The organism is Bacteroides sp. OM05-10AA (genome assembly GCF_003439055.1).
In the GTDB taxonomy this organism is placed as follows: Bacteria; Bacteroidota; Bacteroidia; order Bacteroidales; family Bacteroidaceae; genus Bacteroides; species Bacteroides intestinigallinarum.
This window is the reverse complement of sequence record NZ_QSUR01000013.1, coordinates 82531-107529: the sequence shown is the minus strand read 5'-3', so window position 1 is coordinate 107529 and position 24999 is coordinate 82531. Positions and strand designations below refer to the sequence as shown.

General features: G+C 42.9%; 20 protein-coding genes. 15 read left to right on the top strand and 5 right to left on the bottom strand.

From position 1 onward, the window contains the following. The first annotated feature begins 11 nt into the window (after positions 1–11). The 8 genes from DXB58_RS12280 to cbiB all read left to right on the top strand — a co-directional run bounded on the left by DXB58_RS12280 (position 12) and on the right by cbiB (position 9261). The gene (locus tag DXB58_RS12280; RefSeq protein ID WP_074557587.1) at positions 12–1043 is read left to right on the top strand and encodes a sirohydrochlorin cobaltochelatase; all 1032 of its coding nucleotides are present in this window, start codon (positions 12–14) and stop codon (positions 1041–1043) included. Between the two features lie 217 nt (positions 1044–1260). Continuing rightward, a complete protein-coding gene (gene cobJ / locus DXB58_RS12275) occupies positions 1261–2667 on the top strand; it encodes a precorrin-3B C(17)-methyltransferase (protein ID WP_122136904.1) in 1407 nt (468 codons plus the stop codon). A 27-nt stretch (positions 2668–2694) separates the two neighbouring features. Further along, positions 2695–3879, top strand: a complete 1185-nt coding sequence (cbiE, locus tag DXB58_RS12270; protein WP_122136903.1) for a precorrin-6y C5,15-methyltransferase (decarboxylating) subunit CbiE — start codon at positions 2695–2697, stop codon at positions 3877–3879. Beyond that, entirely contained in the window at positions 3876–5198 is a 1323-nt protein-coding gene (locus DXB58_RS12265; RefSeq protein WP_122136902.1) for a cobyrinate a,c-diamide synthase, read from the top strand. Before cbiE ends, DXB58_RS12265 begins: the two co-directional genes overlap by 4 nt. After that, positions 5198–5788: a cob(I)yrinic acid a,c-diamide adenosyltransferase gene (locus DXB58_RS12260; protein WP_199487948.1), complete on the top strand. Its 591-nt coding sequence runs from the start codon at positions 5198–5200 to the stop codon at positions 5786–5788. The genes DXB58_RS12265 and DXB58_RS12260 overlap by 1 nt, the downstream gene beginning before the upstream one ends. A gap of 4 nt (positions 5789–5792) precedes the next feature. Continuing rightward, positions 5793–7283: a cobyric acid synthase gene (locus tag DXB58_RS12255; protein ID WP_199487946.1), complete on the top strand. Its 1491-nt coding sequence runs from the start codon at positions 5793–5795 to the stop codon at positions 7281–7283. Beyond that, positions 7276–8298 (top strand): threonine-phosphate decarboxylase, encoded by a 1023-nt coding sequence (locus DXB58_RS12250; RefSeq protein ID WP_122136899.1) that lies wholly within the window; start codon positions 7276–7278, stop codon positions 8296–8298. The genes DXB58_RS12255 and DXB58_RS12250 overlap by 8 nt, the downstream gene beginning before the upstream one ends. A 15-nt stretch (positions 8299–8313) precedes the next feature. Continuing rightward, positions 8314–9261 (top strand): adenosylcobinamide-phosphate synthase CbiB, encoded by a 948-nt coding sequence (gene cbiB, locus DXB58_RS12245; RefSeq protein WP_122136898.1) that lies wholly within the window; start codon positions 8314–8316, stop codon positions 9259–9261. On the opposite strand, the gene cobC is transcribed toward cbiB, so the two are convergent. The 4 genes from cobC to cobU are packed head-to-tail and all read right to left on the bottom strand — an operon-like array spanning position 9241 to position 12080. Continuing rightward, entirely contained in the window at positions 9241–9774 is a 534-nt protein-coding gene (gene cobC / locus DXB58_RS12240; RefSeq protein WP_122136897.1) for an alpha-ribazole phosphatase, read from the bottom strand. The two genes, cbiB and cobC, sit on opposite strands and share 21 nt — an antisense overlap. Before the next feature lie 8 nt (positions 9775–9782). Beyond that, positions 9783–10529, bottom strand: coding sequence for an adenosylcobinamide-GDP ribazoletransferase (locus DXB58_RS12235; protein ID WP_122136896.1), 747 nt, complete (start codon positions 10527–10529; stop codon positions 9783–9785). 1 nt (position 10530) lies between these two features. Beyond that, complete coding sequence (gene cobT / locus DXB58_RS12230; protein ID WP_122136895.1) at positions 10531–11568, bottom strand: nicotinate-nucleotide--dimethylbenzimidazole phosphoribosyltransferase; 1038 nt, start codon at positions 11566–11568, stop codon at positions 10531–10533. Between the two features lie 2 nt (positions 11569–11570). Continuing rightward, positions 11571–12080, bottom strand: coding sequence for a bifunctional adenosylcobinamide kinase/adenosylcobinamide-phosphate guanylyltransferase (gene cobU, locus DXB58_RS12225; protein ID WP_122136894.1), 510 nt, complete (start codon positions 12078–12080; stop codon positions 11571–11573). Positions 12081–12216: 136 nt separating this feature from the next. Here cobU and DXB58_RS12220 point away from each other — a divergent pair, with 136 nt between their 5' ends. Both DXB58_RS12220 and DXB58_RS12215 read left to right on the top strand, forming a co-directional pair. Next, positions 12217–14973 (top strand): outer membrane beta-barrel protein, encoded by a 2757-nt coding sequence (locus tag DXB58_RS12220; RefSeq protein ID WP_122136893.1) that lies wholly within the window; start codon positions 12217–12219, stop codon positions 14971–14973. A 52-nt stretch (positions 14974–15025) separates the two neighbouring features. Beyond that, positions 15026–15658, top strand: a complete 633-nt coding sequence (locus DXB58_RS12215) for an AAA family ATPase (RefSeq protein WP_004299434.1) — start codon at positions 15026–15028, stop codon at positions 15656–15658. A 90-nt stretch (positions 15659–15748) separates the two neighbouring features. On the opposite strand, the gene DXB58_RS12210 is transcribed toward DXB58_RS12215, so the two are convergent. Beyond that, entirely contained in the window at positions 15749–17413 is a 1665-nt protein-coding gene (locus DXB58_RS12210; protein WP_122136892.1) for a putative transporter, read from the bottom strand. A gap of 269 nt (positions 17414–17682) precedes the next feature. Between DXB58_RS12210 and mutA the strand changes: the two genes are divergently transcribed. The 5 genes from mutA (at position 17683) to DXB58_RS12185 (ending at position 24861) form a co-directional block, all read left to right on the top strand. Then, positions 17683–19584, top strand: a complete 1902-nt coding sequence (gene mutA / locus DXB58_RS12205) for a methylmalonyl-CoA mutase small subunit (RefSeq protein ID WP_122136891.1) — start codon at positions 17683–17685, stop codon at positions 19582–19584. A gap of 1 nt (position 19585) precedes the next feature. Next, positions 19586–21733, top strand: coding sequence for a methylmalonyl-CoA mutase (scpA, locus tag DXB58_RS12200; RefSeq protein ID WP_122136890.1), 2148 nt, complete (start codon positions 19586–19588; stop codon positions 21731–21733). A gap of 226 nt (positions 21734–21959) precedes the next feature. Further along, positions 21960–22580, top strand: a complete 621-nt coding sequence (locus DXB58_RS12195) for an RNA polymerase sigma-70 factor (protein ID WP_004312400.1) — start codon at positions 21960–21962, stop codon at positions 22578–22580. A gap of 119 nt (positions 22581–22699) precedes the next feature. Beyond that, positions 22700–23683 (top strand): FecR family protein, encoded by a 984-nt coding sequence (locus DXB58_RS12190; protein WP_122136889.1) that lies wholly within the window; start codon positions 22700–22702, stop codon positions 23681–23683. Between the two features lie 32 nt (positions 23684–23715). After that, complete coding sequence (locus tag DXB58_RS12185; protein ID WP_122136888.1) at positions 23716–24861, top strand: peptidase M26; 1146 nt, start codon at positions 23716–23718, stop codon at positions 24859–24861. Positions 24862–24999: the final 138 nt, after the last annotated feature.

The window sequence follows — 24999 nt, the reverse complement described above, 5'->3', positions numbered from 1 at the left end:
ATTTTAAAGACATGAAACAGTTTAGATTTATGATGATGACGGCTTTAGTAGCTGTAATGTCCCTTTCGGCAGTATCTTGCTCCGATGACGATGATGATGTGGCAAAATCCAACCACGATAAGAAGATGGAAGCAGTAACTGCCGAAGTACAAGCCAATAAAAAGCATGATACAGCCTTGCTGCTAGTGACTTTTGGTAGTACGTGGGATGCGCCTCAAACGACTTTCAATAATATGAAAGCGCAGTTTGCTAGTAAGTTCCCTAACATGGATATTTATTTTTCTTTCACTTCGGAGATTTGTATGACCCGCTGCGCGGCAAAAGGTTGGAATTATTATGCACCTTCTTTCTATTTGGAAGCTATTGGTCTGGCAGGATATAAGACGGTTTGTGTGCAATCTCTTCATGTTATTCCCGGCGAAGAATTCCTTCGGGTACAGAATGTCGTGAAAGATTTCCATAATGATGGTGAGCACCCGGAATTTGCCAACGTGAAAGTATATTTGGGTGGTCCGTTGTTGGAAACAGAGGAAGATGTAACCAATGTAGCAAAGATTCTGCATGAAACTTATAAAAGTAAAGTGGAGTCGAATAATATCGTGACTTTCATGGGACATGGAAATCCCGAAAATTATAACTACGGGAATGGTAACTCTCGCTACACGATGATGGAAGCAGAGTTGCAGAAACTTAATTCTAATTATTTTGTGGCTACTGTAGATATGGAAGATAATTATATAGACGATATGATTTCCCGTATGCAGGAGGCTAACAAGAAATCAGGTAATGTGATCTGTCATCCGTTGATGTCTATTGCAGGCGATCATGCTAATAATGATATGAAGGGTGGTGTTGGTGCCACGGCTGAAGAAGGAAGTTGGCGCTATGAATTGTCAAAAGCCGGATATACTTGCCCGTTGGCTAACTGTGATATTAAAGGATTAGGTGATTATTCCAAGATTGTAAGCGTATGGGTTAGCCATATTGAGAAGAAGATCGCTGATAATGATGCAATGTATGATCCGGATGCGGAAGAAGAATAATTAGTTGATTAGTTGAGTGTGAAATAATCATACTGCTAATAAACAAAATAAAGCCAACCAAAATGGTCGTATTTGCTATAAATAAACGGGATCATTTTAGTTGGCTTTTTATATAGTCAGGATATTCTGTGATTTTTTATTCAGAACTATCTCATTACATTTTATCTTGTTTAAGTTTTTATCTTTACCTTTGTTTCAGGTATAATCCTGAAGATGTATGAAAGAAAATAAGATCATAGTAGCAGGTATCGGTCCCGGTAGTCCGGAAGATATTACTCCAGCTGTTGTTAGTGCACTGAAAGAATCAGATGTGGTGATTGGTTATAAATATTATTTTCAGTTTATTACTCAATGGCTGGCAGAAGGAACAGAATGTGTTGATACCGGAATGAAGCGGGAGAAAGCCCGTGCTGAATTGGCTTTTGAATATGCTGAACAGGGAAAAACTGTTTGTGTCATCAGTTCCGGTGATGCGGGAATCTATGGGATGGCTCCGTTGATTTATGAAATGAAACGGGAACGGGGGAGTGAGGTCGAGATCCTCGTGCTGCCCGGTATCAGTGCTTTCCAGAAAGCTGCGTCATTGCTGGGTGCTCCCATCGGTCATGATTTTTGCATTATCTCTCTCTCCGACTTGATGACTTCCTGGGAAATCATAGAAAAAAGAATCACTGCCGCTGCTACTGCCGACTTTGTAACAGCCATTTACAACCCTAAGAGTGAGGGACGTTACTGGCAGCTTCATCGTCTGAAAGAAATCTTTCAGCAATCCCGTTCACCGGAAACGCCCGTAGGTTATGTCCGTCAGGCAGGCCGGGAAGAAGAAACGGTGGTAGTGACCACCTTGCAGGATTTCGACCCGGAAGAAGTGGATATGTTTACAGTGGTACTGATTGGTAATTCACAAACGTATCAGTTCCAGAATCGGATGGTAACTCCTCGCGGATATTATCGCGAACAGGAAAAGGACGAAGTCGGAAAAGGACAGGAGATTATGATGAACTCTTTCCGGAAGATAGAGGAAGAGATGCAGAATAAAGAGATCGACCTTGACCGTAAATGGGCTTTATTTCATGCCATACATACCACAGCGGATTTTGAAATGGAGAAGCTGGTATATACGGATAAAGAGGTTGTAAAGAACTTGTATGAACAGATTGCTTCCGGACGGATTAAGACGATTATCACAGATGTCACGATGGTAGCTGCCGGCATACGGAAAGGTGCTTTACAGCGTTTAGGGGTGGAAGTGAAATGTTTTCTCTCCGACGAACGTGCAGTGGAACAGTCGAAGAAACGGGGAACTACCCGTTCACAGGAAGCTATTCGCCTGGCTGTAGAAGAACATCCGGATGCTCTTTTTGTATTTGGCAATGCACCTACGGCATTAATAGAACTGTGCGATCTGATTCGAAAAGGAAAAGCACACCCGTCCGGGGTTATTGCCGCTCCCGTAGGATTCGTGCATGTGAAAGAGTCGAAATATATGATAAAGACATTCACGGAAGTACCGAAGATTATTGTTCAGGGCAGACGGGGAGGGAGTAATCTTGCTGCTACATTGGTGAATGCGATTTTATGTTTTGATGATGCCCGGACACTGCGCCCCGGCAGAGATGTATAGAAGAGTATAGACATTTTATATGACAGAATGCAGGAATTTCATATCATAGGAATAACAGATAGTCGCGAACTCTCTTTCAGTAAGGAGGTTCAGGCTTTGATTGCCCGTTCTCATGTCTTTTCGGGTGGAAAGAGACACCATGAAATTATGGCTGCCATGTTACCGGAATCATCGGTTTGGATAGATATAACTGTGCCTCTTGACGCTGTGTTCGAGTGTTATGCCGGTTATCAGGAAATAGTAGTTTTTGCTTCCGGTGATCCTTTGTTTTTTGGTTTTGCCAATACGGTGATGCGTAAACTGCCCGAGGCTGTTGTCAAAGTCTATCCGTCTTTCAATTCTTTGCAGCTTTTAGCACACAAAGCTTTGTTGCCTTATCATGATATGCGGACGATTTCTCTGACTGGCAGACCGTGGAAAGCCTTGGATGAGGCTCTTATTTCCGGAGAGACATTGATTGGTTCGCTTACTGACAGAGAAAAAACACCTGCTTCCATAGCTGCCCGGATGCAAGCGTACGGATATGCCAACTACCGGATGATTGTGGGTGAGCAGTTGGGGAATGAAGAGGAAACAGTGGCAGAATATAGTGTGGAGGAAGCGATGGAAAGGCATTTCAGGATGCCGAATTGTGTGATTTTAAAGCGTATTACTGTTCGTGAACGGCCGTTCGGAATTCCGGAAGAGCAGTTTGAATTGTTGGACGGGCGGGCGAATATGATAACCAAAATGCCTGTTCGTCTGCTGTCATTGAGTCTGCTCGATTTGAGAACCAGATCGGTGATGTGGGACGTGGGTTTTTGTACCGGTTCTGTTTCCATTGAGGCGAAGTTACAATTTCCTCATCTCGATATTGTTGCTTTTGAAAAAAGAGAGGCGGGGCGGCAATTGATGGAAACGAATAGTCGTCGGTTTGGTTGTCCGGGAATAACGACGGTGATTGGAGATTTTTTGGATATGCCGTTAGAGAAATTTCCCATGCCTGATGCTGTCTTTATTGGAGGTCATGGTGGCAAGTTGGGAGAAATGATAAAGAAAATAGCTCCTTTATTGCCTGTTGGTGGGACGCTGGTGTTTAATTCTGTATCCGAAGACAGTAGGAATCAATTTGAGAAAGCAATAGACGATAATGGATTGAAACTTGAACAAGTGATCCGACTGACAGTAGACGAGCATAATCCCATTGATACACTGAAAGCTATAAAACGATGAAACAGACCAGTCATTTCTTAATTGGAGCCGCTTCTTCGGGAGGTGGAAAAACAACCTTTACAACAGGGTTGTTAAGACTGTTTCGTGATAGAGGACTGAATGTGCAGCCTTATAAATGTGGCCCTGATTATATTGATACGAAGTATCATGAGATGGCAGCAGGTAATGCTTCCGTCAATCTCGATCTCTGGCTCTCTTCTCAAAAACATGTAAAGGAGACGTATGCAAAATATGCGGCTGCAATGGATGTATGTGTGACCGAGGGAGTGATGGGACTTTTCGACGGTTTCGATGGAATGGATGGAAGCAGTGCGGCTATTGCCGCCTTATTGAATATCCCTGTTGTTCTTGTAATCAATGCCAAATCAACGTCTTATACAGTAGCTCCGATTCTATATGGCTTTAAATATTTCAATCCGTCGGTGCGACTTGCCGGTGTGGTATTCAATCAGGTAGCTTCCGAACGCCATTACTCTTTTTTACAGAAAGCCTGTGAAGATGTAGGCGTAGAATGTTTCGGCTTTCTTCCCCGATTGAAAGAACTGGAAGTACCCTCCCGTCATTTGGGATTGACGTTGGATGCTTCCTATCAGTTTGATAAATTCGCTTCTGTGGTGGCGCAGGCGATTGAAGAGCATGTGGCGGTTGACCGGATTCTTGAAGTATGTAGTGTACCATTGGTTGATTATAATGCACATATCTCGATTCCATCGACAGAAATCTCCAAAGACATTCTTTCTGAAAAAAAATGGAAGATAGCAGTAGCACAGGATGCTGCATTTAATTTCATGTACCGGGAGAACTTGGCTCGTCTGAAAGAATTAGGGACAGTTACCTTTTTCAGTCCCATGAGCGATGAACATCTGCCCGATTGTGATTTAGTTTATTTGCCGGGTGGTTACCCCGAATTTTTCCTGAAAGAGCTGGAAAGTAACATAGCCATCAAGCAACAATTAAAAATGTATGTGGAAAACGGAGGCCGTTTGCTTGCCGAATGTGGTGGGATGATGTATCTTTGTGACAGTATCCGGGGAATGGATGGAAAACAATATGCCATGGTCGGATTACTGCATCAGAGGGCTACTATGGAAAATATGAAATTAAGGCTTGGTTATCGAACCCTCCGGGTAGGAGAGCAGGTATGGAAAGGACATGAATTTCATTACTCTTCCATTGAAAAAGAACTTCCATCCATTGCGGAGGTGACAGATGCAAAAGGAAATCCTGTTTCCACTCCGCTTTATCGATATAAGAATCTGATTGCAGGCTATACACACCTCTATTGGGGTGAAATGAACTTAATGAAACTTTGGGAATGATGAGAAGAATATATACCCGTACGGGAGACAATGGAACTACCGGAATCTTTGGTGGTGAGCGTGTCGAAAAAGATGATATCAGGATTGAGGCTAATGGTACGATTGACGAACTGAATACGGTGATAGGAATAGTCCGCTCACTTCTTCCTGAACAGGATGAATGGCACGAATGGCTGTATGAAATACAGATGGAACTGATGTCATGTATGAGCCATGTGGCTACTCCATCCGTTAAAAGGGGCGAAAACCCGAATACCTTGCGTACGGATCTGACCGGTCTTCTGGAAAAAAGAATGGATATAATGAATGCCGCTATGGAAGATAATGGCTATTTTATACTACCGGGTGGTACACAAATTTCTGCACAATTGCATCATGCGCGTGTTATAGCAAGGCGTGCCGAACGGAGGCTTTGCACATTACATCGGCAGGACCCGGTGCCGCAATCTCTGCTTGAATTCATCAACCGATTATCCGACTTGTTCTTTGTCATGGCACGCTATGAAATGTATCGGCAGCACTGGACTGAAGAGAAATGGAAAGCTTTCGGTTATAAGTGTAAAGCTTCAACCCCTGACCAAAGTAAATAGAAAGATGGAGAAGAAAAAACTAAATTCCTTTATGCTCGCCGGAACAGGTAGCGATGTTGGGAAAAGTATTCTGGCTGCGGCATTCTGCCGCATATTGAAGCAGGACGGATATCATCCTGCACCGTTCAAGGCCCAGAATATGGCTTTGAATTCGTATGCCACTCCCGAGGGATTGGAGATCGGCAGGGCGCAAGCCGTTCAGGCGGAAGCTGCCGGTGTTCCCTGTCATACGGATATGAATCCGTTGTTGTTGAAGCCAAGCTCCGAACATACTTCGCAGGTTGTGTTATTGGGGAAACCAATCGGTGACCGGAATGCGTATGAGTATTTCCGCAAGGAGAGAAGGGAAGAATTACGAAAAGTAGTCAATGAGTCCTATGATCGCCTCGCTACCAGATATAATCCGATAGTGATGGAGGGGGCCGGCAGTATCTCGGAAATTAATCTGCGGGACGTCGACCTGGTCAATATGCCTATGGCAAAACACGCTGGGGCAGATGTTTTTCTGGTAGCGGACATTGATCGTGGTGGTGTATTTGCCAGTGTGTATGGTTCTATTCTATTGCAGACTCCGGAAGAACGTTCATTGATTAAGGGTATTATTATCAATAAGTTTAGAGGGGATATCCGCCTGTTTGAGTCCGGAATAAAGATGATCGAAGACCTCTGCAAGGTTCCTGTGCTTGGAGTAGTGCCTTACTATAAGGGGATTTATATAGAAGAAGAGGACTCTGTGATGCTTGAGTCTAAAAACCGGGAGGCTATGGCCGGAAAAATCAATATAGCTGTGATCTTGCTGCGTCATCTGTCTAACTTTACCGATTTTAATGTGTTGGAACGGGATGAACGGGTGCATTTATATTATACCAATAATGTGAATGAAATAGCGAAAGCAGATATTGTATTGTTGCCCGGAAGCAAGAATACGCTGGATGATCTTTATGAATTGCGCTGTAACGGAGTAGTACAAGCTATTCTGAAAGCTCATCGGGAAGGGGCGACCATCATGGGCATCTGTGGCGGTTATCAGATGATGGGACTGGAAGTACGTGATCCTGACGGAGTAGAGGGAAGTTTTAAATTACTCCCCGGCTTGGGGTTACTTCCTGTTATCACTACCATGCAGGGAGATAAAGTGACCCGGCAGGTGAATTTCACTTTTGATGAGTCGGATACGGTTTGTAAGGGATATGAGATACACATGGGCAGAAGCGTACCTGCTGAAGGATTCTCCCCTTCTCCTTTAAATAAACTGGAGGATGGAAGAGAGGATGGTTACCGGAATGGCCGGAAATGTATGGGAACATATATTCATGGCATACTTGACAACCAGTCATTTATAGATTTCCTGCTCAAGCCTTATGCCGACAAACTGGAACAGCAGACCTTTGACTATGCAACATTCAAGGAAGAACAATATGATAAGTTGGCGGAACATGTGAGAAAACACATCAATATGCCGTTACTTTATAAAATATTAGAAAGAAATGATTGAGGGACACGGAGACGATCTTTATAAATACGGAAAGAAAATAGTTAGCAATTTCAGTTCGAATGTGTATAACCGGATCGATCATTCGGGACTTTACCAACGATTGAATGAGCGGCTCTCTACCATTTGCAGTTATCCCGAGCCGATGCCTTATTCTTTGGAAAGTGAAATAGCCCGGAGGTATTCGCTCACTCCCCGCCAGGTTTGTGTGACTAATGGAGCGACGGAAGCTATTTACCTGATAGCACAAGTCTTTCAAGGACGTATTTCAGCCGTGTTGGGACCAACCTTTAGCGAGTATGCGGACGCATGCCGGGTACATCGACACAAAGTGAAACCTTTTTATTCGTTGGACGCTTTACCGGAAGATGCGGAACTGGTATGGATCTGCAATCCGAATAATCCGACAGGTGAAGTGCGAAATAAGGAAGACCTGAAAGCATTGGTCGATTCTCATCCTGATAAATTGTTTATATTCGATCAGTCTTACGAGTATTTCACATTAAAGTCACTTCTTGGGATTAAAGAAGCCGCTTCCTTTCCAAATGTGATCCTGCTCCATTCAATGACCAAGCAATACGCGATTCCGGGACTGCGGGTGGGCTATTTTACTGCCTCAGAGGGATTGACCGATGACGTTCGTTGCCGCCGGATGCCTTGGTCTGTGAATAGTCTGGCTATTGAAGCCGCAAAATATCTTCTGGAAGAGGGAGACGGCATTTCAGCGGATTTTCCGCAACTTCTGGCAGAACGTGAGCGACTGACAAACCTCCTGCTTGCCACGGGTATGTTGGAAATATGGCCAACTGATACGCACTATATGTTGATAAAACTACGTATGGGGAAAGCGGCGGCCCTTAAGGATTTCCTAGCCGTGAATCATGGAATACTCATTCGGGATGCATCCAACTTTGAGGGATTGGACGAGCGTTTCTTTCGGATTGCTACGCAAACTCCCGAAGAAAATGATAAGCTGGTGAAAGCAATCAGTGAATGGATGGAGCAGATAATGAGTTAAGAGATATTTTTGTTTATGATGAGTTACTTTATCGCTATAGGAGTAGTATTGCGTGTTTTATTGCCGGCCTGGTTGATGGATCGTCTATTCGGTGATCCGGTGTCTTTGCCTCATCCTGTCATCTGGTTCGGCAAGATGATTGCTTTCGGGGAAAAGAGACTGAATAAAGGATCTTATAAGTTGTGGAAAGGAGGAATCATGTCTGTTCTGTTGATCCTGTTCGTTTATTCGGTCACCATAGGAATCGAATATGCCCTTTCTTCTTTAGGAACTCCTGCGGTGATCGGTTTTGATATAATCTGCATTTTCTTTTGTCTGGCCGGAACTACGTTGATTAAAGAGGTTAGAATGGTATTTGAGGCGGTTGATCGTTCTTTGGAAGAGGGACGTATTCAGGTTGCCCGTATTGTGGGGCGTGATACCTCCGAACTTTCTGCACAGGAAGTCAGGACTGCTGCTCTTGAAACTTTGGCGGAAAATTTGAGTGACGGAGTGATTGCTCCTCTTTTCTGGTATTTGTTGTTGGGCGTTCCGGGAATGATGGCCTACAAAATGGTGAATACGCTTGATTCCATGATTGGTTATCATAGTGATCGTTATCTTCTTTTTGGGCGTGTGGCAGCTCGTGTTGATGATGTCGCTAATTATATTCCTGCCCGTCTTACTGCTTTTCTGATGGTATTGGCAAGTGGTCGGCTGAAACTTCTGTCATTTGTGAAGAGATATGGCAGAGAACATGCAAGTCCCAATTCCGGCTATCCGGAAGCCGCTCTTGCAGGTATCCTGAATTGTCGTTTCGGCGGTCCTCATCACTATTTTGGTCAACTCTTTACAAAGCCTTATATCGGAGTGAATGAACGTTTGCTGGACACATCCGATATGCGGATGGGAGTTGCTGTCAACCGTCGTGCAGAAGAGATGATGATTGTCTTGACTGTTTGTTTACGGGCGCTCTTGATATAGAAAAACTCCTCCGTAGGCAGGTACTGCCTGAAATGCTTCTTCCGGTTGAATTATCTTTGCATAAATTTGTGCGCAAATCAATACGCCACCATGAGCGAATACTACTATATTTTCAGCCTCCTTTTGTTTGACTTCGTCTAAAAATGCGGCTACCCGTTTATACTGATCGGCAAACGATTCTCCATTAGTTGCTTTTACATTCAAGTAATCGTCGTACCAGCACTGTAGATTCGGGTCTTTGATTTTATCAAAATACTGCATTTCCCAATCTCCGAAATTAAGTTCCAGTATTCTGGGGTCACGGATGGCATCTCCGAATCCGCAATACTGTGCCAGGCGGGTGCATCTGGATAGAGGACTGGTGTAAGCCATATCAAAGTGAATGGATTCGATTTTAGCTTTGGTTACGGCTGCTTCTATCTCAAATGTAGGACGTAAAGGAACGTCTGACTGACCGTAACAAAGACCTTTAGGAACGTCGACAGAGGTATGTCTGATTAGATAAATATTCATAGGTTTACTTATTTTATATAGATAGACATCACTGCTCCCAGCCAGAAACTTATTTCGCTTAAGAGAAATAATGCACCGCAACAATCTCCGGTATATCCGTTCAGACGTCGTTTCATCATCCGGCAGATAAAGAAGAATACCAGAATAGGAAATATACACACGGGCCAGTAGCTTGGAGGAAGTAATAGGAGAGGCAGTATTCCCCCCATCGCAGACATAACGATCTCCCCCAAATTCATTCTTGTATATACTGTTCCGGATTTGCTATCTTCTTCTTTTCGTGCGTAGGGCAGGTAATTGATGATATTGGAAGAAATGAATTTGCTCCAGGTATCTCCGCTTAGTAATAAGAAAGGAGTAACTGTTAAGGGAAGTGCGACCAGTAGATTGTAAGCAAGCAGATAATAGATGATTAATCCCAAAACTCCATAGCTTCCGATATGGGAATCTTTCATGATGCGTAACGTGCTTTCCCTGTTCGTTCCACCTCCGAATCCATCGAAGAAATCGGCCAATCCATCCTCATGCAATGCTCCTGTGATAAGTAAACGTGAAGTCAGTGCCAGAATTACGGCTACTCCGTGAGGTAAAATAGTACTGGCTCCCCAGAAAATCAATGCCATCATTCCCCCGGTCAGCCAGCCACTAAAACTCCAATAACTGACAACGTGTTTGAAACACTCCTGCGGAATTTCTTTTATTTTCCAGAAAGGCAATCGTGTAAAGAATATGAGGGCGGCAAGTATCTGGTTCATCTTAGAAATATTTAGTGATAGAAGCATGAGCAAATGAATCCATCTCATTCAGCATTTTCACAGCAGAATCTACAATGGGATAGGCACAAACGGAACCGCTTCCTTCTCCAAGTCTTAGTCCGAGATTGAGTAGGGGACGTGCTCCGAGATAGTCCAATAATAGCTTATGTCCGCTCTCGTCTCCCTGATGACCGAATATGGCGTAGCTCATCACTTCCGGATAAAGGCGTGAAGCGGCAAGAATACAATTGGTCATAATAAATCCATCAATTAGAATAACCATTCCCAGTTCGGCAGCTTTGAGCATTGCTCCTACGGCCATTACCATTTCGTAACCTCCGAAACGGCAGAGGATTTCTTCTGTGGAATGCTCTCCCGGATACTGTTCGAGAGATCTTTTCAGAACTTCGTATTTGTGATTTATTCCCTGGTGATTGAGTCCGCTTCCTGCACCTACACATTGATCTAATGGGATTCTGGTGAAGCAAGTCATCCATAGGGAAGAGGACGAAGTATTTCCGATTCCCATTTCACCGAAGCTAATGATATTGCAGCCTTCCTGGTGAGAAGTGTCCACACATTGGGCACCATGCTCCAGGCAGAGTTCCATCTCTCCAGGTGTCATGGCTGCTTCATGAAGGAAATTGCGTGTTCCTCTTCCGACTTTCATGTTAATGATACCTTTTTCATAAGGTAAATCATAATCGACCCCTGCGTCTACAATTTTAAGAGTGAAACCGTGCTGTCGGCACAGGAAGTTAATCCCTGCTCCTCCATGAAGAAAGTTACTGATTTGTTGCCAGGTTACTTCTTTAGGAGATGGGCTGACTTTTTCTTCTACGATGCCATGATCTGCGGCAAAGATTATATTTTGAGGATGAGTTAATCGTGGAGAAAGGGATTGTTGGATCAGTCCGATTTGCAAAGCAATTTCTTCCAGTCTTCCAAGCGATCCTTTAGGTTTGGTCAGATTGTTGATTTTGTCAATTAGAGCTTCTTTGATAGCTTCATCCGGCTTTTGAATATGAAACGTTTTCATGTTTATTTTATTTTTACGGGAATACCACTTGCCATGAGATATACATCGTCGGCATGCGATGCGATATATTGATTGGTCCAACCTTGCAAGTCTGTGAATTTACGTTGCAGTTTGTTCTCGGAAACTCCCCCCCAACCAATCTCATTAGTTACAAATATGAAAGTGGCATCCTGCTGGGTAAATTTGTCGAATTCTTTTTTGACGGCTTCCAATGAGGAGGCAACATTAGAATCAAACTCCATAAAGAAATTAGTGCACCAAAGAGTTACACAATCTATCACTACGACTCTGCCCGTTACATTGTGACGGCTCAATTCTTTTTCTTCTTCTATATTTGTCCATTCAGGACCGCGGTTCTTTTGATGGCGTTCCACCCTTTTTCTGAATTCTTCGTCCCATATCCTGGCAGTGGCCAAGTAAACCGGTGACGTAGTAAGTTCATGCGCTTTATTTTCCGCGAACGAACTTTTACCGGATCGTTGTCCTCCTGTGATTAGTATAATCCTTTTCATTAAGTTGCTGATTGAATAATGGATGGACAAAGGTATAAAAAATAACTCTGGGATTAACCGTTTTACGTAAAAGTTATTAACTTTGTCCCGATTTGTTTTAGATCAACATAAATATCAGACTTAACTACTATTGGATATGAACGCTTGTAAGTTAGTGGGATTGCTTTTGCTGCTACTTTGGGGACATACTGCTCTGTATGCTCAACAAGTGAGAACTGTGCGAGGAAGAGTGCAGACAGTGGAAGCCGGCAGTAATGAGAAGCGGGCATTACCATCTGCCAGTATTGTTATTTTGGCGAAGAGCGATTCTGCCTTTATCAAGGGAATAACAAGTGATAAGAATGGGCGTTTCGTTCTTAATTATCAACCGCAGAAAAAAAAGAAATACCTGTTGAAAGTCTCTTTTATGGGAATGCAATCTGTATACCGGGCACTGGAAGACTCTGTATTGGTGAATATCGGTACAGTGGTATTGAAAGATGATGATATTCAGATTAGTGAAGTGACGATAACGGGAAAATTGCAGGAAGTAGTGATGGAGGGAGATACTACGGTTATCAATGCTGCTGCTTTTAAAACTCGTGAAGGAGCTTATCTGGAAGATTTGGTGAAGCGTGTTCCCGGATTGGTATATAATAAGAAAGATAATTCGTTGACATACAACGGACAGCCCATCAGTGAAATCAATGTAAATGGCGAAGCTTTTTTCTCCGGAGATAAAAAGACGGCACTCGAAAATCTTCCGGCAGACCTGATTAGTAAGTTGAAAGTATATGATAAGAAATCGAAAGAAGAGGAGTTCACCGGAATTAGTTCAGGAGAAAAGAAATATGTACTCGACTTGCAGACTAAAGATGAATTGAATAAAACCTGGCTGACAAATGCAACGGTAGGATACGGGAATAACCAGAAAAAGGATTTTGAGGGGCAAGTGAATTATTTTAGTAAAGACGGAGATAATCTTTCTTTTATCGCACAGTCTACCAACAGATACCAGAATAGTACGTACAAGGATAATATCAACAATTCGGTAGGAATGAATATGACTCATAAATTCGGTAAGAAATTCTCCCTGACCGGAAGTGTGAACTATAATTTGAACCGGAACGGAAATCTTTCTTCCATTTATCAGGAACAGTATTTGCCGGCAGGTAATCAATACTCTGCGTCTACTAACGAAAGTAACTCTAAGGGGCGATCGATTAGTTCTAACTTCATGGGAAGCTGGGAAGTAGATAAACGTACACGTATACATTTTACCGGTAATTTAGGAATCTCTCCTAATAGGAATGAAAACAGTAGCCAGAATGCATCCTTTGATGCTCCTCCCGGCATAAGTCATGAGAGCTTGTTTGATGACTTTGAATCTATTCCCCGGGATATAAAAGTGAACCGTAGTGAGAACCGGTCGCGTTCGGAAAATCAGTCGAACCGTTATAGCTGGATGATGGGTATTATGAGACGTCTGAATGAAAAAGGTACAACGCTGGCATTGAATATCCAGAACTCGGATTCGTGGGGAGATAATGAAAGTTTTTCGCTTTCCAAAACTACTTATTTCCGTCTTGAAGATAAATTGGGTAATGATTCGGTGCTTTATCGTAACCAGTATTTGAAGTCGCCGCAAAAAAATAATTCATGGAGAGTCGGGATTACCTTTGCCCAGCCTATTGGCAAGAAGATGCATTTCCGGGTAGCATATAACTGGGATACTAACTATGAGCGTGATAATCGTGATACGTATGAATTATCTTCTCTGACGAAGTCGGAAGTCTTTGGTGAGCTACCTCCCGACTATGAAGCAGGATATGTGGATAGTTTGAGTAATCGGAGTCATAGTCGTACGAATGGACATAACCTGGATGTGGGACTTAATTACTCTGATGATACCTGGATGTTTAATGCCTCATTGGGGATGACTCCGCAAAAACGTGCCATTGAACGGAAAATGGGAAAGCTCTATGCAGACACTACCGTGCATACTATCGACTTTCAGCCTATGATATGGGTGAATTGGAAAAAGAAAGAGGCGCGGATCACTTTCAATTATAGCGGTAGAACCCGGCAACCCTCTTTATCTGATTTAATGCCGCTGACGGATAACAGTAATCCGTTGTATATCACCCGGGGAAATCCGGATTTGAAACAGATGTTTTCTCATAGTGTCCGTGTGAGCTTTCAACATTCAAAAAAAGGTATATCTGCGAATATCGGTGGGCAGATGGAACAGAACAGTGTGACGCAGGTAGTGCTATATGATGCAAAAACCGGTGGACGTGAGACATCTCCTATTAATATTAACGGAAACTGGAATGTATATGGAAGTGCTAACTGGTGGAAGCGTCTGGGGCATTTTTCCTTGCGGTTGGATATGAACGGTAATCATAGCAATCGTGTCAGTATGATTAATGAAGACAAAAGCCTCGAACCGAAGAAAAGTACGACACGTGATACCGGATTGAATTGTGATGCAAATATATCTTATCAGCCTACTTGGGGAGGTATTGATTTCTCTACTTCCTGGAATTATCAGTATTCGCTTAATTCTATCAATGATAACGATACTTATACTCGTAATTATAGTTTCCGTCTTGAGGGATATGTTGATCTTCCTTTTGGTTTGCAATTACGGACTGACGGGGCTTATTCTTTCCGTAATGGTACGAATATCCGTAAAGGCGAAGATGACCAGATGTTGTGGAATGCAAGTGCCAGCTGGCGGTTCTTGAAAAAGAAAGAAGCGGAGCTGTCTGCTTATTGGGCGGATATTCTCGGGAAGAGGAAAAGTTTCGGCCGTACGACTTCTTCTGATGGTTTTTATGAGTTCCGTAACCAGGAAATAAAAGGATATTTCATAGTCACTTTCAAATATAACTTTCGTTTGATGATGTGATTTTTAGAAAAAAGTCGTATGTTTGCTACAGAACCATAAAACAAAATGTACTATGAGCGGTAATTATGTTATCAATATCGGCCGTCAGTTAGGTAGCGGCGGAAAAGAAATAGGAGAGAAGTTAGCAGCCCGTTTGGGAATCAACTTCTACGACAAGGAACTGATTAATCTGGCTTCGGAGGAAAGCGGATTGTGTAAGGAATTCTTTGAAAAGGCTGATGAAAAAGCTTCGCAGGGTATTATTGGAGGACTGTTCGGTATGCGTTTCCCTTTTATCAGTGAGGGAGCTATGCCATGTAACAACTGTTTGAGTAATGATGCCTTGTTCAAAGTACAGAGTGACGTGATCCGTCATCTGGCAGCAGAAAGATCTTGTGTCTTTGTAGGACGTTGTGCGGATTATATTCTGCGGGAGCATCCTCGTTGTGCTAATGTTTTTATTTCAGCCTCTAAAGAAGATCGCATAGCGCGATTGTGTGGCATGCATCATATTGATGCGGAAGCTGCAGAAGAAATGATTGAAAAAGCGGATAAGAGACGTTCGGAATACTATAATTATTATAGTTATAAAACGTGGGGAGCAGCAGCTACTTATCATTTGTGCATCGATTCTTCTTCTTTGGGAATTGAAGAGACAGTGCGGTTCATTGAAGAATTTGTAGTAAAGAAACTGCAGCTTGTATGACAGGATAGAAAAGCAGATTGAAAAAATAAATAAAGCCGGCGTATTCCATTTGGATATAGCCGGCTTTATTGTTTATATGCTAAACTTGATTTACATCATTGCTAATAATATCATCTGTCCCGTCAGAATACGGAGGAACATTGATAACGGATAAACTGTAGAGTATCCCACTGCCGGAGCATCTCCGGAGGTTGTTTGATTGGCATAAGCCAATGCCGGTGGGTCGGTATTACTACCGGCTATCAATCCCATCAGGGTGAAGTAGTTTACCTTATAATATAATCTTGCGATAGCACCGATAATCAGTAACGGGATGACGGTGATTAAGAAACCGCAGCCTACATAAAGCAGACCGTCACCTTCAACTACCGTTTGCACGAAATTGGCACCGGCATCTATACCTACACTGGCAAGGAAGAGTACAATACCGATTTCACGAAGCATTAGGTTAGCACTCATGGTTGTATAGGTTACTAAATGTAGCTTATGACCAAAACGTCCGATAAGAATAGCCACTACCAACGGTCCGCCTGCCAAACCTAATTTTAAAGGAGTCGGCATACCGGGGAACGCTATTGGAAGGCTACCCAGAAGAATCCCCAGGAAAATACCGACGAAGATCGTAACAATATTCGGTGTATCCAGGCGTTTCAACTGATTACCCAATACGCCTGCTACACGTTCTACTGCATCTTGCTGTCCTACCACCATTACGCGGTCACCTACCTGAAGGATCAGATTCTGATCGGCAAATAAGTCCATACCGGAACGGTTGATACGAGTCACATTGACTCCATACATGCTACGGAAGTGCATGGAACCTAATGTCTTTCCGTTGATTTCCGGTTTGGTAACCAGGATACGGCGTGAAACCATCGGAAGGTCTTGTTTTTCCCAGTCGAGTTCTACCTCTTTTCCGATAAATACAGTGATAGCGGGAGCGTCTTCTTCCGAGCAGACGATGAAGATCTGGTCGCCTACATGGAATACAGTTTCATGGTCAGGAATACTGACATGGCCCTCATGACGAATCCGGGAACAGACAAAATTACGACCTAAAAACTGTTTGATTTCGATCAGTGTTTTTCCGCTGATTGATTCGTTACGCACTTCCAGACTCATCATGTGAGGTTTGTGGTGTGCATCTCCACTTTGAGTTTTTAAACTTTCTTCCTCTTTAGCCATGTTGACACGGAAGATGTAGCGGATAGCGATGATAGAACCAATGATACCTACCACACCGAGCGGGTAGGCGCAAGCATATCCCAATGCGATTTGTGGGCCGGTATAATTCAGCTGGTTCAGAGCTTCATTGGCGGCACCAAGTCCCGGAGTGTTTGTAACAGCTCCATAGAGGATACCTACCATCATTGGCAGTTCTACCCGACCGTTCCAGAGGTAATAAAGCCCCAGTGCGACGGCAATATTTAACACTACGATGCCTACAGCCAACAGGTTCAATGTCATTCCTCCTTTTTTGAAAGAGGAGAAGAAAGATGGCCCTACCTGAAGACCGATACAGAATACGAACAAGATCAATCCGAATTCACGGATGAAATGTAGGATGTGTGTATCGGCCGTAAAGCCGAAATGTCCCATTAGGATGCCGGCAAACAAAACAAATGTGACGCCCAAAGATACTCCGAATATCTTTATCTTACCAAGATACACGCCGGCAGCCACTACAAATGCGTAGAGGAGCACGATGTGAGCTACGGAGCTGGGGTCCCACAATAAACTTTGTAACCAATCCATAATATAGCAGTTTTTATAATGTTTTTCTAAAAACGGGTGCAAAATTACTCATAACATTGGAGCTAATCAAATAAAAGGAGAACTAAAAATGAAGAATTTCTATGCAGATTGTATGCACTTGACGAATTGGGGCATCCTGTGCGAATTTTCCCTAAAAAAGAGATTCGTTTTAACTTATTGGTTATATTTGCAAGTCGAACGACTGACATTTAGAAAGAGATAGATAAAAATAAAGACAATATTAATCTTGTTTTAATTTTAAATAAACTATGGCAGACAAAAAAGAAAAACTCTTCTCAGACTTTTCTCCTGTCTCCACCGAACAATGGATGGAAAAGGTTACAGCCGATTTAAAAGGTGCTGATTTTGAGAAGAAGCTCGTTTGGAAAACAAACGAAGGGTTTAAAGTGAAACCTTTTTACCGGATGGAAGATCTGGAGGATTTAAAAACTACTGATGCACTTCCTGGAGAGTTCCCTTATTTAAGAGGAACTAAAAAAGACAACAATGCATGGTTGGTTCGTCAGGAAATTAGAGTAGAATGTCCGAAAGAAGCCAATGCGAAAGCACTGGATATCTTAAATAAGGGTGTTGACTCACTTTCTTTCCATGTGAAAGCAAAAGAACTCAATGCGGAATATATTGAAACACTGTTAAGTGATATTCAGGCAGAGTGTGTTGAACTGAATTTCTCAACTTGTCAGGGGCATGTGGTTGAGTTGGCTAATCTGCTGGTAGCTTATTTCCAGAAGAAAGATTATGATGTGAAGAAACTGAAAGGTTCTATCAACTATGATTTCTTCAACAAGATGCTGACTCGTGGCAAGGAGAAAGGTGATATGGTACAAACAGCCAAATCTTTGATTGAAGCCATTCAGCCGCTTCCTTTCTATCGTGTGCTGAATGTAAACGCTTTATCATTGAATAATGCAGGCGCTTATATTTCTCAGGAACTGGGCTATGCTCTGGCTTGGGGAAATGAATATATGAGTCAATTGACTGATGCCGGTATTCCTGCTGCCATAGTAGCTAAGAAAATCAAATTTAATTTTGGTATCAGTTCCAATTACTTCCTTGAAATAGCGAAATTCCGTGCGGCACGTTTGCTTTGGGCAAATATTGTAGCTTCTTACAATCCCGAATGTGTGCGTGATTGTGAGAATAAAGGTCCTAACGGAGAATGTCGTTGCGCAGCAAAAATGGCGGTTCATGCCGAAACTTCTACTTTCAATCTTACTTTGTTTGATGCACATGTGAATCTGCTGCGTACACAAACAGAAGCCATGAGTGCTGCATTAGGAGGCGTAGACTCTATGACGGTAACTCCGTTTGATAAGACTTATGAGACTCCGGACGAGTTCTCAGAACGTCTGGCTCGTAACCAACAACTGTTGCTGAAAGAAGAATCTCATTTTGATAAAGTGATTGACCCTGCTGCCGGTTCTTATTATATTGAGAATCTGACTGTGGCTATTGCAAAACAGGCTTGGGAACTCTTCCTTGCTGTAGAAGAAGCAGGTGGCTTCTATGCGGCATTGAAAGCAGGAACTGTTCAGGCTGCTGTGAATGAGAGCAACAAAGCTCGTCATAAAGCAGTTGCACAGCGTCGTGAAGTGCTGTTGGGTACCAACCAATTCCCGAACTTCAATGAAAAGGCTGGCAATAAGCAACCTGTTGAAGGTAAGTGTTGTTGCGGAGGTGACTCTCACACTTGCGAAAAAGAGGTGGATACTCTGGTGTTCGATCGTGCTGCCAGTCAGTTTGAAGCATTGCGTCTCGAAACAGAAGCATCAGGCAAACGTCCGAAAGCGTTCATGTTAACCATTGGTAATCTGGCCATGCGTCAGGCACGTGCTCAATATTCTTGTAACTTCCTGGCTTGTGCTGGTTATGAAGTCGTTGATAATCTGGGATTTGAGACAGTAGAAGCAGGAGTAGAGGCAGCTATAGCTGCAAAAGCTGATATTGTTGTTATTTGTTCCAGCGATGATGAATATGCTGAATATGCAATTCCTGCTTTCAAAGCACTGAATGGTCGTGCTATGTTTATCGTTGCCGGTGCTCCGGCTTGTATGGACGACCTGAAAGCTGCAGGTATCGAAAACTTCATCCATGTTCGTGTCAATGTATTGGATACCTTGAAAGAGTTTAACGCTAAACTATTGAAGTAAGATGAGAAAAGATTTTAAAAACATCGATATATATGCCGCATTTCAGCCGACTAATGGTGCTGAATGGCAAAAGGCTAACGGTATCTCCGCTGACTGGAAAACACCGGAACACATTGAAGTGAAGCCTGTTTATACAAAAGAAGACCTCGAAGGAATGGAACACCTTGGCTATGCTGCCGGACTTCCTCCTTATCTGCGCGGTCCGTATTCAGTAATGTACACTCTTCGTCCCTGGACTATCCGCCAGTATGCCGGATTCTCTACCGCCGAAGAGTCAAATGCATTCTATCGTCGTAATTTGGCTGCCGGTCAGAAAGGTTTGTCAGTGGCATTCGACTTAGCTACTCACCGCGGTTATGATCCCGATCACGAACGTGTAGTGGGTGACGTAGGTAAAGCCGGTGTATCTATCTGTTCATTGGAAAATATGAAAGTGCTGTTCGATGGTATCCCATTGAACAAGATGTCTGTGTCTATGACAATGAATGGAGCTGTACTTCCGATTATGGCATTCTATATCAATGCCGGTCTGGAGCAAGGTGCTAAACTCGAAGAAATGGCCGGTACTATCCAGAATGATATTCTGAAAGAATTCATGGTGCGTAATACTTATATTTATCCGCCTGCATTCTCTATGAAGATTATTTCTGATATTTTCGAATACACTTCGCAGAAGATGCCTAAGTTCAACTCTATTTCTATCTCCGGTTATCACATGCAGGAAGCAGGTGCAACCGCGGATATTGAGTTAGCTTATACATTGGCCGATGGTTTGGAATATCTTCGTGCAGGAACGGCAGCAGGCATTGATATTGATGCATTTGCACCGCGTCTGTCTTTCTTCTGGGCGATTGGAACCAATCACTTTATGGAAATAGCCAAGATGCGTGCTGCACGTATGTTGTGGGCAAAGATTGTGAAACAGTTCAATCCGAAGAACCCGAAATCACTGGCATTGCGTACCCACTCACAGACTTCCGGTTGGTCACTGACCGAACAGGATCCGTTCAACAATGTGGGACGTACTTGTATCGAAGCGATGGCTGCGGCTCTGGGACATACTCAATCTTTGCATACCAATGCATTGGATGAGGCTATTGCTCTTCCGACAGACTTCTCCGCACGTATTGCCCGTAACACTCAGATTTATATCCAGGAGGAAACGAACATCTGTAAGAATGTTGACCCATGGGGTGGTTCTTACTATGTAGAAACCTTAACCAACGAGTTGATTCACAAAGCTTGGGATTTGATTCAGGAAGTAGAAAAACTGGGTGGTATGGCGAAAGCTATCGAAACAGGTATTCCAAAGATGCGTATCGAAGAAGCTGCTGCACGTACACAGGCTCGTATCGACAGTGGTCAGCAGACAATTGTCGGTGTGAACAAGTATCGTCTGGAAAAAGAAGCTCCGATTGATATTCTTGAAATTGATAATACAGCCGTTCGTCTTGAACAGATTGAAAACCTGAAACGTTTGAAAGATGGACGTAACCAGGCTGAAGTGGACAAAGCATTGGCAGCAATTACCGAATGTGTGAAGACTGGCAAGGGTAACTTGTTGGAATTGGCTGTGGAAGCAGCTCGTGTTCGCGCAACATTGGGTGAGATTTCTTATGCTTGCGAACAGATAGTAGGACGTTATAAAGCAATAATTAGAACGATATCAGGCGTGTATTCATCAGAAAGTAAAAACGATAGCGACTTCAAACGTGCTTGTGAACTGGCCGAGAAGTTCGCGAAGAAAGAGGGACGTCAACCTCGTATCATGGTTGCAAAGATGGGACAGGACGGTCACGACCGTGGTGCTAAAGTCGTAGCAACCGGTTATGCTGACTGTGGTTTCGACGTGGATATGGGACCGTTGTTCCAGACTCCGGCGGAAGCTGCTCGCGAGGCTGTTGAAAACGACGTTCATGTAGTAGGTGTTTCTTCACTGGCTGCCGGACATAAGACATTGGTTCCGCAAATTATTGAAGAACTGAAGAAACTGGGTCGCGAAGACATTGTAGTGATTGCCGGTGGTGTTATTCCTGCACAAGATTACGATTTCTTGTATAAGGCAGGTGTAGCTGCTATCTTCGGTCCGGGTACTCCGGTAGCGAAAGCTGCTTGTCAGATTCTGGAAATCCTAATGGATGAAGAATAAGGAAAACTTTCTTATTGACAGATTGTATATGCAATAAGTGGGAAACCATGAATCAATAGAAAAAAGGGTCAGTTACTGACCCTTTTTTTGTATCCTATTATTGAAAACTTCCTTTTTGGCGTTTTATAAAAAGTATCTCAAATTTGATTTATTGAAAAAATATTCATAATATTGTCATCACTTTGTTAACTGTTGACCCGTACCTTTGCGCATAAATTTCTAAACTATGGTAGATTTCATGGATGATAAACAATTATTGGGAGAGCTGAAAAGAGGCAATAATGCAGCTTTTGAGTTTCTGTTCAAGAGTTATTATCCTCGTTTGCGAGGGTATGCTATTCGTTTTATAGAAGATGAAGAAACGGTTCGTGATATTATTCAAGAGTGTTTCTTACGATTTTGGGAACGTCGCGAAATGTTATCTGCCTTCTCACTTACTTCTCTTCTTTTTTCTATGGTCCGCAATGGATGTCTAAATTATCTGAAGCATCGCTCGATTGTTGAAAAGTACCGGGTGGAGTATCTGGCAAAGGTGGATGGGGAAGAGAGACTCTACTATGCAGACTTTATGCAGGATGCAGAACATAAATTATTATACAAGGAATTGCAGGAGCAGATTGCCCTTGTGCTTAATCAGTTGCCGGACAGGTCGCGTGAGATTTTTTTGTTAAGCCGTTTCAGGGGATTGAAGAACAGAGAAATCGCAGAAAAACTACAAATATCTACCACAGCAGTCGAAAAGCATATAGCAAGGGCTTTGCAATATTTCTCCCGGCATTTCAGCGAACGCTATCCGGTGGATCTGTATATAGTGATATTGGCATGGCTGATGATGGAGCAGAAATAATCAATGCACTCTTCGGTTATATAAAGAATAAGAAGCAGGAAAATTTTTTTCTGCTTTTTTTGTTTCAGAGGTTGGGTAAAAGAAATATGGGTTGTTACATCTTATAGAAAGTGAATATAATGAAGCAAGAAGAAAATATCCGTGAATTGGCTATTCAGTATTTTGAAGGACGCATATCAAGAGCTAACGAAAAGAATCTGTTCGAATATATCGAACAGGTGGAAGGTGGCTATGGCAGGTTCCGTCAATGGGAGAGAGAATGGATGAATCACCGGAATACCGATTCGGAGACAGATGCTGAATGGGAAGCTTTGAAGCATAAGATGTATACGCAGGAAGCGATTGTCCCGTTATTGAAAAAGTCGAAACCTGGTATATGGAAGATAGCCCGTATCGCTGCCGTTATAGCATTGGTTGTCGGTACTACGTTGGGTATTCAACAGGCTATTTACTTGTTTACGCCAAAGACTTTTTTTGTTTGCGAAGCTCCGTTGGGGGATAAGAGTAAGATGCAGCTTTCGGATGGTACAGTTGTATGGCTGAATGCAGGTTCCGTATTAAGATATTCGAATCATTTTAATACAGCCGACCGGGTGGTGGAGCTGGAAGGAGAGGGGTATTTTGAGGTGACTAAACAGAATGGAAAGCAATTTACAGTAAAGACGCATGAATATGATGTGGTGGTAAAAGGTACGAAATTTAATGTATCTGCCTATTCAGACGATTCGTATATAACAACCACCTTGCTGGAAGGAGCAGTAGAGTTGAATTATAAAGAAGATCAGATACGGATGTCTCCGGGAGAATCTATTTCTCTGGATTTGGCAACAGGACAGTTGAAAGGAAAGAAAGTAAATGCACGTCAGGCAATGGCGTGGGCGGAAGACAGGATTGAATATGATGACATTACGTTAGGAGAGATGGTGAAGAAGCTTTCACGTCAGTACGATGTGCATATTCAGTTAGAGTCGGATAAATTGGGTGATATGAAGTTCCGTGTTTCGTTGCGTAATAAAGAGACAATCGTAGATGTAATGGATGCACTGAAAGAAATCATACCTATCAAAGTAGAATATAAGGAAAAGGATATATATATAAGATAAGAACTCAATGTTTAATTGTAAAGAAATCAAGTATGAATATTACTCAAATAGGCAGATTTGGGATGCTGTTGATGATGGCATCTGTTGCAATCTCGTGTTCTGACCCTAATCCTTTGGACTCATACACTCGTGTTCCGTTCGAAAAAACGGAAACGGATGACGGAAATAGTGATGGTGACGGAGACGGTGCCGGCGGTTTGTTCGAGAAAGGAAACGGAACGGACAGCAAACCTTATATGATAATGAATGCTACGCAGATCAGAAATATGCGTAGTGTGTTGAAATCGGGAATGAAAGTTTATTTCCAGTTAGGTGCTGATATTGATATGGCAGGCATTGATGACTGGCAGTCGTTGAATGGTTCCGGTGATTTTCCTTATGAAATAGATTTTGACGGAGACAGCCATGTTATTAAGAACTTCAAATGTTCTGTCGGTGATTATCCAAGTTTCTTCGGAGTATTGTGCGGTGATTGTCGTAATGTGGGCTTTGTGAATGCTTCTGTATCATCTGCTCGGCAGGGGATTGGAATTATTACCGGTTATCTCGGACTTAAAGATAAAGGTAACGGAAATAAGACAGGAAGAATTGTGAACTGCTATACGACCGGCGAAGTAATCGGTTCTGGTGCGGCAGGTGGAATAGCCGGTGTATTGGCAAATAGCTATGATGGGCAGGAAAGTTATATAAAGAACTGTTATTCAAATGCAACGGTCAGCGATCAGGCGGCAAGTGGCGGAAAAGCAGGCGGTATTGCCGGACGAAAAGTAGGTGTCGGCGGATTTATTGAGAACTGCTATGCATACGGAGCAGTCAGTGCAACTAAAGGAGGCGTAGGCGGTATTTTGGGACAAATCGACAAAAGTTGTGACATTGCTATCAAGAACAGCGCAGCATGGAGTAACTTGACCGGAGTGGATGCTTCGTCAACCGTAGGACGCATTGTTGGGGTCTCTGCTTCATTAGGCAGTTATGAGAATTGTTACGCCTGCGAAAGTATTGTACTCAAAGTGAATGAAAAAACGATTACCGCATCAGACGAATCATCAGCCACGGGAACAACTTTTCACGGAGTGGCGAAGTCAGCGGAAGAACTGGGGAATATCATCGTAGCCTGGAATCCGAATCTTTGGAAAAAAGGAACGAACGGTTATCCGATATTCCAGTGGTCTGAATAAATAAAGCCAGTCGATACAAAAAAGCAGAAATAATCTGCTTTTTTGCTTTTATAGGGGTTGGGCAGATGAATGATGAGTTGTTTTATCTTATAGAAGCGATTCAGAGAAATACTACAATCGAATATATATATCCTTAAA